This is a genomic window from Rufibacter ruber, assembly GCF_001647275.1.
GTDB classification, from domain to species: domain Bacteria; phylum Bacteroidota; class Bacteroidia; order Cytophagales; family Hymenobacteraceae; genus Nibribacter; species Nibribacter ruber_C.
This window is the reverse complement of the sequence record NZ_LRMM01000109.1, coordinates 1-9050: the sequence shown is the minus strand read 5'-3', so window position 1 is coordinate 9050 and position 9050 is coordinate 1. Positions and strand designations below refer to the sequence as shown.

General features: G+C 43.6%; 10 protein-coding genes. All 10 read right to left on the bottom strand.

Translation table 11 applies throughout. The features are described 5' to 3' along the window. Nucleotides 1-165: 165 nt before the first annotated feature. The gene (locus A8O25_RS21400; protein ID WP_241499120.1) at nucleotides 166-762 is read right to left on the bottom strand and encodes a DoxX family protein; all 597 of its coding nucleotides are present in this window, start codon (nucleotides 760-762) and stop codon (nucleotides 166-168) included. A gap of 169 nt (nucleotides 763-931) precedes the next feature. Continuing rightward, complete coding sequence (locus A8O25_RS21395) at nucleotides 932-1204, bottom strand: hypothetical protein (protein ID WP_066839562.1); 273 nt, start codon at nucleotides 1202-1204, stop codon at nucleotides 932-934. A 205-nt stretch (nucleotides 1205-1409) separates the two neighbouring features. After that, nucleotides 1410-2654: a hypothetical protein gene (locus tag A8O25_RS21390; RefSeq protein WP_066839560.1), complete on the bottom strand. Its 1245-nt coding sequence runs from the start codon at nucleotides 2652-2654 to the stop codon at nucleotides 1410-1412. Nucleotides 2655-2693: 39 nt separating this feature from the next. Continuing rightward, nucleotides 2694-3032, bottom strand: coding sequence for a potassium transporter KefB (locus tag A8O25_RS21385; RefSeq protein ID WP_066839558.1), 339 nt, complete (start codon nucleotides 3030-3032; stop codon nucleotides 2694-2696). A gap of 942 nt (nucleotides 3033-3974) precedes the next feature. Next, complete coding sequence (locus A8O25_RS21380; RefSeq protein ID WP_082893820.1) at nucleotides 3975-5015, bottom strand: alpha/beta hydrolase; 1041 nt, start codon at nucleotides 5013-5015, stop codon at nucleotides 3975-3977. A 596-nt stretch (nucleotides 5016-5611) separates the two neighbouring features. Next, nucleotides 5612-6127 carry a hypothetical protein gene (locus A8O25_RS21375; protein ID WP_066839556.1) on the bottom strand — a complete coding sequence of 172 codons (516 nt, stop codon included), beginning with the start codon at nucleotides 6125-6127 and terminating at the stop codon, nucleotides 5612-5614. 97 nt (nucleotides 6128-6224) lie between these two features. Next, nucleotides 6225-6683: a hypothetical protein gene (locus A8O25_RS21370; RefSeq protein WP_066839550.1), complete on the bottom strand. Its 459-nt coding sequence runs from the start codon at nucleotides 6681-6683 to the stop codon at nucleotides 6225-6227. Between the two features lie 140 nt (nucleotides 6684-6823). Next, a complete protein-coding gene (locus tag A8O25_RS21365) occupies nucleotides 6824-7006 on the bottom strand; it encodes a hypothetical protein (RefSeq protein WP_066839548.1) in 183 nt (60 codons plus the stop codon). 80 nt (nucleotides 7007-7086) lie between these two features. After that, entirely contained in the window at nucleotides 7087-8175 is a 1089-nt protein-coding gene (locus tag A8O25_RS21360; RefSeq protein ID WP_066839547.1) for a Shedu anti-phage system protein SduA domain-containing protein, read from the bottom strand. Nucleotides 8176-8264: 89 nt separating this feature from the next. Beyond that, a complete protein-coding gene (locus tag A8O25_RS21355; RefSeq protein WP_066839545.1) occupies nucleotides 8265-8921 on the bottom strand; it encodes a hypothetical protein in 657 nt (218 codons plus the stop codon). Nucleotides 8922-9050: the final 129 nt, after the last annotated feature.

Here is a 9050-nt window from a genome sequence, read left to right as displayed (position 1 = left end):
CCTGTTTTCTGAAAAACAGGCCGAAAACAGGAGTGGGGGTTTTGCCAATCCCTCTTGAAGGGCACCGGTGCCGGATGGGGTAAAAGAGGCTTGTGATCCTTCAACGGCTCCTTTTTGTAGACCCGGCGAAGATGGGAGAAGAACGTAGAGGTGTGAAGGGGGCACTCATTCCTTAGAGAGCTCATACGCTTCTAAACACTTTGCAAGGGATTGGCCGTTTTGATGAATACAGTCGCAGAAATTGAAGCATGCGGCCGGGTAGTCAGTCTCGGGGCACTGCGTTTGGCATTGTTTTAGGCTGTTGTAAGGCATTAGTTCATACCCGTAGAAGAACCACACCATCACCAATGCCACGGCAACCCCAACTCCCGCAAAGAACATGGCTGGGAATTTTGTGTTCAACTCTTTCCACCGGGGCAGGGCTGCGGGTGCGGTTTCATGCTTGATAGGGAGGATCAGTTTCCAGGTGGGGTAATACCAGCAAAGCAGATACAAGTTGGCCAGCACCATTAAGAGTGAGGTGACAAATGACCCCTCAAACCGCACCGATAGTGATAGAATACAGATGTTAAAGATGATGGGAAAGTAGAGGAGGGCACCCAGGAGGGCGGTTCTGGGGATCAATAACAGAAGGGCCGCCGCCACCTGCAACACCCCTATCATGGTGTAGTAGTACCCGGTATGGTAGAGGGCTTCTAAGTAATTCCCCATGGGGTGGTTCACCGATAACACCGTAAACCGCTCCCCCAGAATTTTTGTCATGCCTGAAGGCAGAAACCCTGCGGCCAGTGCCACCCTGTTGAAGATGGCAAACAGATAAAGCCACCGGTTACCCCTTGCTTGTGCATAAAGCCGATCTAATTTGGTTGAGATACGCATCTGTCCTGTAGTGAAGCGTGGGCGACTCGGTTTTCTTTGCTTATGTCTAGTTCTACCATTTGTCTAGCATGTCACCTAAATCACTCACCCCAAGGGTGAACAGGAGGATCACCAGCCCGAACAGGATTTTCAGCAATAACGGAACAGTGAAGTCAAACCATTTCCTGAGCAGGAAGCTGGCTGGAGGCAGGTAGATACAAGCAAGAAGAAAGTAGGCAATGCCCGGAACGGGGTGCACCAACAGCAGGTTCAATACGCCTATTGCCACCAGTAAGACGCCAAACGCCCAGTTGAAGATACTTTCCAGATTTACGTTTTTTCCCATTGGTTATTCCTTCTCTGTAATAAGCGCATGTTAGTATTTGTCATTTGTATTGAAAATTCCCTTTGCAAGAACCTGGCGTTGGCCTTTTTCTCCCGCCATAGTGCCGGTGAGGCTGCCCATGTTGAGCTTCACCGGCCCCTTGGGTGGTAAATTTTAGCCTGTGGGCCGAATGTTACACTAGCCCAAGGGTACACTGCCACCGCCCTTACCTAAACCCGAAGAGTAGCGGGAATAAAAACGTTACAATGATGGTCCAAACCACATAGAGGGGCAGGAAAACAGCAATGGGTTTGCCTACCTGGGTGAGGTCAGACTTCTTTAAAAGGACCTGGTAAAGTTGGGAGGTCACCCAGAGAAGGTTGAGCAGCATGAGCAGGTTTCCTCCCAGCACGGCGGCGCGGTTAGGGGTAATTCCCCACTCAGTTATCCTGAACAAGATGGCAGACAGGGCCAGTCCGTTTACAAGCACCGTAACCGCAGACAACAAGAACAGAACCCAGACTTCTGCCCGGCCTTTACCCGACGTTGAAGTTTCTGCCACTGAAAAGAAGATGATGGCCATCACGCCAACCAGCAACGCATTAAAAATAAGCAGGAACTCCCGGTCATTGTAGGGGTCTTTGCCAGAATACACCATTGCCGCCAGATAAATCACCAGCATGATGAGTACCAGGGGGCTGAAAATCCGGGCAATGACGGGTGAAACTTTCCCAACCAACTGCGGATTGGTTTGGGTAAGGTAGGTGCCTAAGATGGGGGCTGCCGGTAGCCCAAAGACTACCACATTCTGGAAATAGAATTCTTCAATTTGAAACCCAATGAGGGAGAAGAGCCCAATGGTAACGCCCGTCATGATGCCACCCGCTAGTACTATTAACGTGGTCATGACCAGCAGGTCACCATTGTACCGGAGATACCCCAGTCTTCTGTCCAGCGAGTTTTGCGGCCTCCCTACAAAAGAAACGCCTAAGATAGACCACAGAAACAAGAGCAAATGAACGCAAGACAGAAGGAGGGTATCGCTCTTCTGAGTGGCAGGCAGCCAATTGATGAATAGAAGCCCTGCTAACGTGGCACCCACCAACAAGGCGCCGGTACCGGCAGAAAGCTTATTCTTCCAGGCAAAATAGGCCGTTAAGGCCGGGAAAATGATGAACCCTATATTCCTGGGGTAGAAATACGCTTCATGAATGGAAAACAGTGCCGGAATTTTGGCAATAAACCCTGTCACCAACGCAGCAACTATGACAAATACCAACTCCCGGCTGGTGCCCCAGGTAAGCTCCTCCGTTTGGTAGTGTAGGCGTTCATTCCAGAAGTCAGCCAGGGCGGTGCCTTTTACCTCTGGGTAGAGGGCGCTGAACTCCCGCCTGAAGGAGGCCTTATTCTCCCGGTACAGTTTTTCCAGCTGCTTGGGGTTGTTTAGGCTGATGCGGATTTGCTCTTTCATGGGTGTATGGACTTTATTTTATGGAACAGGAAGGAGAAATTAATCCCACATGGTGCCGTCTAAGCCCAGGACAATACCAAAGAACAACCCGATGAGGTAAATAGCCACTCCCAGTACAAGGGCTAAGGTTTTGTTCAAAGTGCCACGGGAACTAAGGTGGAGAAGGAAAGAATAGCAGGCTCCGCCCACTGCACCGGCTAAAGGGGTAAGGGTCAAAGGCCTGATCTGCCAGAACTGGCCCCATTCTGGATGTGGGACATCAACTCCGAAAACAAAAAAGGAGATGGCCAGAAAGGCTATCACGGTACCCACCAATACAGGGGTTACAGAGACCATGGGTTGGTTGGAGTGGGCTGGCAAATGTTGCTGCTGATTCATAATGCGTGGATTTTAAGGTGAAAAATTGAATTTAGTTTGTAGTTAAAGTACTTTGTTGTTCAAAGTTAAAAGGTAAAAAAATACCTGTAATGTCACTAAGATTTGTAAAGTTTTTCAGCGATTCTCATTAGGATGGTTGTCAAACGTCGGGGGGTGAGGTGATTAATTAAAGTACTTTGCATTTCAAAGGTAAATGATTTTACGAAACTTCAATAGATCAGTTGATAATTTTTTTCATGGGCCTTTCAAGGCAGAGAAGAGATAGGGGCTGGTAATCTGTAGTTATTGGTTTTGATCAGCGCATGATGAGATGTTGAGTTTACTGGCAAAGTGTGCCAGAGAGAGGTTCTGCGGAAGCAGCTTTTGAGCCTCATAGCAGCGTGACGGGGCATAGAAGGTGTGAGCGCAGGCAGTTGTGTGGCGCTTTGCAGCTTTGAGCATGTTTAAATTTGTCTTTTCCGCTGCAAATGGGTATCAAAAGAACCTGACATCGCATTTTTCTCCCACCATAGCACTGCTATGCGGCTCAAAAAACGCTTCGTCAGAACCTTTGGCTCCCAATTTTCGCTCGCAAAACCAAAATTTAAACAAGCGCTTAAAAGAAAGCTTTATACAAAAATGTGGTTTAGAGTTTTCTTTTAACCTTCTGGCGCAAGCATCCGCTAATGGCTTATCAACTAGTAAATTTCTGTTTCTGGGCTGTTTTTGTGAAAACAGGCCCAAAACGAGGGCACAAGCAGGCGCTTTCACAGGCACCTTTATATGCAGCAAACGGAAATCTCAAAACTGCTTTCTTCTCTGAACTAATTTGACAGAAAGCCACACCTTGTGGTTGATGGTAAACAACTTTATCTGGCAGCCTTTGGCCGGCAGTTCATATAACTGGGAGACCCTCAGTTTTATGAACGCATCTTTATGCGAAGACCTGGTTCTTCTGGAATACTATCGCTTTAAAGCTTTTCTTACCGCTTTATACTGTGCGTCAATCACCGCCTGGTTGTGCCCATGTGCTGCGCCAGGCACAAGTACAAACTCTTTCTCAGGGGCTTTCACTTTGTCAAAATATGCTTTGGTGACTTCTTTCGCAGTTAAAATGTCTTCCTCTCCCTGAATAAAGTATACCGGGATTTTATATTGGAAACCATTTGTCATGAAATCTATCCCAACCTCCATAGATTTGATTCCCATAGCTTTATGGCCGGCGTAATGGAGAAAAGAATAGTCATCTCCGTTATACCGGTCATTGGCGTCTTTCTCATTGTCATATTCGCTCCGCACCTTCCACCATGAAACGGGGGCAGGAGTTGAATTCTCCCGCTCATACTTTTTGACGATGCGCATGAGCTGGCCTGATTTTCTGGCATCATCATAGGGTGGGGGGCCTAAGGCAACCAGCTTGCTTATAGATTCCTGGTCCTTGGCGGCCTGAGCCAATCTTGAAACAGTCTCAAATGCCCGCCGAAATCCTGCTTCTCCGTTGACCACTTGTGAATGGCCTATATAGGCCGTGAAAAGATCAGGACGCTTTAAAGCCATGCTGGCTCCCAATACAGATCCCCAGGAGGTTCCTATAATGGTTATTTTCCGGTTCCCAAGGTGTTTGACCAGGTACTCAGAAAGCTCAATTCCGTCTGCTGTCATGCGCTCTACCGTCAATGGGTTTTCTATCCAGTAGTCTTCGGTGACCTTAGCAGGCGCATTACGCCCGAAGGTCCTTCCTGCCCCCCGCTGGTCCCAGTACACCAGAACAAAATCTTTTTTCCAGTAGCCGTAGATGGCGTCATCATACTGACTCATGCTGCTGCCGGGGCCTCCATGCAGAAACAGGATTACAGGATTGGTTTTATCTTCCCCGCTAATGGTCACCCACTGCTCTATCCCGCCAATGGGGATAAACTTTTGCTCATGAATAGATTTTGTTTGTGCGGCTAACCTGCCAGAAAAGAATACGAGGAACAGGACCAGGATCAACGTGGGCTTCATATAGCGTTAAAATATTGGGGAGGGTGTGTTTGCTTTTGAAATGGTTCAAATATCTGGGTATACTGGCACAGGGAAAACGAAAGCCAAAAAGTTGAACAAAGCTGGCATTGCCCCAATGTTCATGCATGGTCCTCCTGGCAAAGATAGTTGAAATGGCGCTATTGTACTTTCTCATTTAGAACTGGGGTGGCGTCATGATACATCACTAGGCTGAAGTCTTTCCTGGATGTGATTAAATTGGGTCCTGCAGTAGTTTGTCCAGTTCCTACATAACGCGACCAGATGCTCTGGCAGGCCAAAAGTGGGGAGCATCTGAGACTGCTTGGCTCCTGTAGCCCTGTGAGGTGATTGAAAAAGAACCTGAAATCTTTAAAGTTCAGGCATGTAGTTAATTGAGTAGTATGGGCCCCTGCTAGGAATAAGAAAAGGTGCAAACATTTACAGCCCATGTTGTAAGGATTGCGGAAGGGGGAGAAACTGGCGTTAAAGTTCCCTTACAGAAATCAGAGTGGCGGTAAGACAGTCAAGGTCGCATTTGCCGGGCACAGTTAGCGGTATAGAAGTTTACAAGATGTTCCGCCTCTAGTCATCTGGTATCAATGGGTCCTGCTAAAAATGAGGTAGGTGTGAAGGTTATGGAATCCTAAAAATATAATTGCTGCCAGAATGAAATACCAACGTTTAAACGGGAGTTTAAAATAGAAGGCATCACCTATCATTCCCATTCCTAGTAACCATAACAACGGTGTATAAGCAGGTGCCATAAATCCCCAGAAAGTATTGCTCCATTGGCTATCTGGTACGTAGATCAAAAGTAGCCATGAGGCAAAGTACAGTAAGGCTCCGGTAGCATAAAGAAACAGACCTTTCTTCTGTAGACTTGTTACCACTTTTAAGGGCATACCTAAGGCGATCGTAACAATGATCACCCGGGAGATATTTTCTCCATATGTCAAAAAAGCTGGGATTTTATTCCAGAAGATTTCAGGCTGAAATGCCTTCGGGAGTTTATGGGCCAGAGCTATATTCCAGATAAAAATTGGGATGAACAATAAAAAACAGTTCCATATATATCTTTGAAAAGGATGTCTTTCTCTCTTAGGCTTCTCCATTATTTAATTTACCTGTTTCTTTACTGCCGGCAACGCGGGCGTGTGCCAAGCCTTTGTCCCCTGCAGAATAGTGGTACCTGTTAGGCCCTGTGCTTGTTCAGCCGAATACTATTTTCTGTTCCGGTGCAAGTTCTCTTTTTTCAAGCCCTTGGAGGTGGTCTATTCGTTTTAAAATTGTCATTCTTATCTCCTTTGGGTTTATAGACGACTTGTCTTCTCTCAATTTCATCAGATTATCCATTGTTATCCTTTCTACAAGGTCACCTAGGGTATTCATTGGAAGGGTAACTCCCCATGTGTTGGCTATGAAAGTTAGGCTCAGCGTGAAGATGAAGGTGCATGCACCTATCAGTTTGTTGAAAAACAGCAAGACAAATGAAGCAATGAGAGCGGCCGCACCAGCCAACTGAAACCAACCGGGGGCCTGAAAGTAGTCAATCTGTATGCCTAGCTGGTTACCTATAATGCCCAGGTTCCTTTTTCTAATTCTCTTTGGGAATAAGTCTTTTAACGCAGCATTACGTTGAAGCTGTTTAAAGTTTTCCGGTTTCTGCATGAGAGAGCCAAAAGCGTGGGCGCAGGCGTATGCTTGCGCCTACGCTTTTGGCCTACTTTCACAAAAACAGCCCAGAAACAGAAGCTTACTCTTTTAAAAAGCACATGCAGACGCTTGTGCCAGGGGCCAAAAAGAAAACTCTAAACAACTTCGTCTTCTAGTTTTTTATCTAGTTGCTTTATATGCCAACTTTGAATCGAAAGTCCTAGCACAAGCGCAAAAGTTAGAACAAATGATGCGTTTTCCACATGCATTATCTGCATTGAATAACCCGCAATTGCTAAAATACCTGCCAATCCGTAAATGAGGTTCTTATTCTTCATAATATTTAAATTTTAAGTTTTTATTTAGTCTTATGCCCAACGGTTAGGATATGGCGCGTTTTAATGCGCTATAGGTGTTGTTAGCTGCCGTAATTCATTTCTAGGTTTTTGATTAATTCATTTGTCTTTGTTAATAAGTCATCATAAGTATAAAAATCAGCAGTTGAGTTTCTCCTATTCCAAGCTCTTAATAACGCTTTTTGATTATCATTTAAATTTGTACTTCTTCCTGCTATAATAAGAAACTTAGGAGTTTCTAGGCCAATGAGTTTTTTTTCTAGATAAGATTTATTCCTTTCAAGCCAAATATCCCAATCAAAGGTTTGTTTTTCAGCATGCTTAAACTCTGATGAGAATTCAGAATTTTTTGTAAATATTGGCATTGAAGCTTTTTCAATTTCAACGAATGTGTATGTATAACCTTGGTCTAATATATTCACTAAGACAAAATCAGTAATAAAATCTTCTCCTAGTTTCTGTTTTGGAATAACTTGTGAGTATGGTTGTAATAAGAAAGGATTGTTTTTTAAAAACTTTTGTATCTCTTCTTCTGCACTTGCATTGTTTAATAGTGAAAGAAAGTCAAGTGCTTTTTGTTTTAGTTCCTTAATTAAGTCTTTAGTTGGGTTACCAGATGTTTTAGAGGTGAAATTTAGATTATTACCTAGTAAAAACATTTTAAAGTCAGTTAAAGTATCTTCCCACTTTTGACTTATGTTTTCGTATTTAAAATCACCAATTTCTAAAAATTCAAATTTTACACCATTAATAGTAGAGTTATATATTTTATTCCATTCACGGAACATGCTCATATCTATTATTACTTCGCCGTTTTCAATAGGAATAGCCAAGCTTTTTAACAAATCATTGACTGTAATGTTGAAGAACATTACCTCAACATTATTTTTTTCTTTATAATCCTTGTATCTTATTAAGATAACTCCATCAATACAACCAAAAATCCGACTTGAAATATTTTCTGGGTATTCAATCTCAATCTTATCTTCTAATTCAGGAAGTACATGCAACAGTTTATCTACTCCTTTTTCTGTATCAAGCCAAAACCGTGTTTCTAATTTTTTTATGTCGTCAATCTTTTTCTTGTGGATACGATATAAAGCTGATTTCTTGAAATCAGCTTCAGACTTTCTTTTTTGCTCTCTATTCATAAATCTTATGTCAGCTAACGGTTTGGCTAAGCGACGGGCTAGGCCGTCGGCCGAGGCTGGCGTTTAGCCTTTGTTAGCTGCTGGTTTTTTTATGAATTTGTCTCATCAAAAACTCCAGCAAGCTCATTTAATTGGCTCTCGTATTTTGTTTGCCAGAAATCGGTTCTTCTTACCTCTTCTACATCAAAAAGGTCAAAGAATTTATTTATTCTAAATTTAATTTCCGTTACATAATTATTGGCCTTTTCTGCATCACTTTCATAATGTGTATGGAACATTAAACCATATATTCCAATTGTAATAGCAAATGGGATGTTACCGCAATCTTTTTCAACTGTCACTCTTGCCCCGCCTGAATTCTCAATGTCGCAAGTAACTATTCCATTTTCTGAACCCTTTGTGCCAATAGTCTTTCCATTGGCAAAGGCAGTCCAATTGAGGTCAATAAGAGCTTCAAAAAGCCTATTCCCGATTTCTTTAGCAAACTGGTTGTCGGATTGAGTGGAATCTTTATATGCTTTGGGGAAAACTGTAACTCCCTCGTAGATATTGTAAAACAGTGTTAAGCTTTTCTCTTTGTAAATGAAGTCCCAATATAATGAGTCAAAGTCGTTGAGTTTATTGGTGAAAGCTATATTAAATTTATTTTGCAGAATGTCGGCAGCCCTATAGAACTTTTCAAATTCACAATCATCATCTATCACAACTTCCGTCCAACCTTTTTCTGTTTCTATTTTGGGTTTCATTGCTTATAGTTTCATTTTTAAACTTGCAGCTAACGAACAAGGCTAGAAGGCGTCCTGCACGCATTGTAGAGGTTGGATGCCTTCTAGGCGTAGTTATCCGCAGTTGTTTTTCCTTTTTCAGGTACTCTT

Bases quoted from the DNA above. Each gene is read 5' to 3' on its own strand.
- A8O25_RS21400 (WP_241499120.1), bottom strand. From the start codon at position 762: ATGACAAAAATTCTGGGGGAGCGGTTTACGGTGTTATCGGTGAACCAC.
- A8O25_RS21395 (WP_066839562.1), bottom strand. From the start codon at position 1,204: ATGGGAAAAAACGTAAATCTGGAAAGTATCTTCAACTGGGCGTTTGGC.
- A8O25_RS21390 (WP_066839560.1), bottom strand. From the start codon at position 2,654: ATGAAAGAGCAAATCCGCATCAGCCTAAACAACCCCAAGCAGCTGGAA.
- A8O25_RS21385 (WP_066839558.1), bottom strand. From the start codon at position 3,032: ATGAATCAGCAGCAACATTTGCCAGCCCACTCCAACCAACCCATGGTC.
- A8O25_RS21380 (WP_082893820.1), bottom strand. From the start codon at position 5,015: ATGAAGCCCACGTTGATCCTGGTCCTGTTCCTCGTATTCTTTTCTGGC.
- A8O25_RS21375 (WP_066839556.1), bottom strand. From the start codon at position 6,127: ATGGAGAAGCCTAAGAGAGAAAGACATCCTTTTCAAAGATATATATGG.
- A8O25_RS21370 (WP_066839550.1), bottom strand. From the start codon at position 6,683: ATGCAGAAACCGGAAAACTTTAAACAGCTTCAACGTAATGCTGCGTTA.
- A8O25_RS21365 (WP_066839548.1), bottom strand. From the start codon at position 7,006: ATGAAGAATAAGAACCTCATTTACGGATTGGCAGGTATTTTAGCAATT.
- A8O25_RS21360 (WP_066839547.1), bottom strand. From the start codon at position 8,175: ATGAATAGAGAGCAAAAAAGAAAGTCTGAAGCTGATTTCAAGAAATCA.
- A8O25_RS21355 (WP_066839545.1), bottom strand. From the start codon at position 8,921: ATGAAACCCAAAATAGAAACAGAAAAAGGTTGGACGGAAGTTGTGATA.